A 1778-nucleotide genomic window follows, 5' to 3' on the forward strand; every position below is an offset into this window, starting at 1 on the left:
GGGGGTCTAACAGTTAAAAGTTAGATCTAAAAAAGGACTGGAATTCCTTAAATGGAAACTCCAGTCCTTTTTGTCTGTAGTATAATTTAGTTATGCTACAAAACCAATTTAACCAAACAAATTATAATCATTATTCTGGTTTTGTGCAACTCTCTCTGCCATTTGATCTCTCTGTTAAAATAGATTCAAATGACCCTGTGTTTTCGTTTCTTGAAGCGGTAGAAGGGATTGATTTTTCAAAGTTTGTTAAGATTACCCGCTCAAATAATACACATTCACACGATAGAGTCATGTTGCTCAAGACCCTTTTGTTTGCTTTTCAGGAAGGCAATCGTTCACTGACGAAGATCGCACAGTTATGTAAGACAGATATTCGTTACATGTATCTGACAAATGAGGAATGTCCAAGTGCCATGGCATTTCAGAGAATGACAGAACAATTGAAAGAATCAATTGATGATGTTTTCTTTACGATTTCTAAACATATCGCCAGGGACTTAATGCTTTGTGATACGGATGTACAGTATATAGACGGTACAAAGATAGAGGCAAATGCGCATAAGAATTCATTCGTGTATAAAAAACGGATTATGAATGCAGAAACACGTCTGTTCGAAAGAATTACGGAAGATATCTATCGGCTGAACGAAACTTATGGATATCATTATCCGGTAAAAGGAAAATACGAAGCATTCGATATGGGTGTAATTTGTCAGTATCTTATGGAAGTTATCACATGTCAGAATATTCAGCTGGTCTATGGAAAGGGAAAAAGAAAATCAGAATTTCAGAGATTTTATGATCTTTTCCTCGGATACTATATAAAACTGAATGAATATGAATTTTGGCTGAACATCATGGGAAAGAGAAACTCCTGTTCTAAAATTGACCATGATGCAACATTTATGGCTACAAAATATGACTACTATAATCAGACGGGTGTAACACGTCCCTGCTATAACTGTCAGATTGCCGTATGCAACGGGATTATCACAAATTCGGATGTATTTCAAAATCCAGCCGATCAACATACATGGATTCCATTTATGGATCGTTACGAAGAAGCTTATGGAGAACGGCCAAAATATCCGGTAGCCGATGCAGGATATGGAAGCTATGACAACTATTTATATAATGTAGAGCATGAAATGGAACTGGTACAAAAATTTTCTATGTATGGAAAAGAAGAAGACAAGCAGTTTAAGAAACGAAAGTTCAATTCACTGAACTGGAAAATCAATGAAGAGGGATTCAAAATCTGCCCGGATGGTCGAGTGTTCGATCAGTATGGATACGACAGGATACAATATACAAGAAATGACAACCTGTCTATTACACAGATTTATACAGAAAAAAATCATTGTGAGGGATGCCCGCTCAAAGAAGAATGTACAAAAGGAAAGTATCGGACATGCGGAAAGAACGTCATCTTAAATGAACTCCAGGAAAAAGTAAAAGAAAATCTATCCACTTCAGAAGGACAGGAAATGAAGAAAGAGAGATCGATTCAAGTTGAGGGAGCCTTTGGAGTGATTAAACAGGACATGGGATTTACACGATTTACCAGAAAAGGAATGAAAAGTGTAAAAATGGAATTTTTACTGGTATGTATTGGATATAATTTAAGAAAATATCACCTCTATCGAATAAAAACTGATAAGAAGGAAGCGTAGAAAGAAACCTTTTACATTGTAAAAAAACAAGAAATAAAAAAGATGTTTTTATAATGCCAAAAAACCAGCACATCAAGAGATGAACTGGGGATTTTTATTATTTAG

1 protein-coding gene is annotated in these 1778 nt (G+C 35.4%); it reads left to right on the plus strand.

The window, feature by feature from the left end:
* Window positions 1-92: 92 nt before the first annotated feature.
* Window positions 93-1673, plus strand: a complete 1581-nt coding sequence (locus PND65_RS09575; protein ID WP_271992505.1) for a transposase — start codon at window positions 93-95, stop codon at window positions 1671-1673.
* Window positions 1674-1778 lie beyond the last annotated feature (105 nt).

It is taken from the genome of Faecalitalea cylindroides (assembly GCF_028321995.1).
Taxonomy (GTDB): Bacteria; Bacillota_I; Bacilli_A; order Erysipelotrichales; family Erysipelotrichaceae; genus Faecalitalea; species Faecalitalea cylindroides.

Excerpts from the sequence above, each read along its gene's own strand:
- PND65_RS09575 (WP_271992505.1), top strand. The coding sequence starts at position 93 with ATGCTACAAAACCAATTTAACCAAACAAATTATAATCATTATTCTGGT.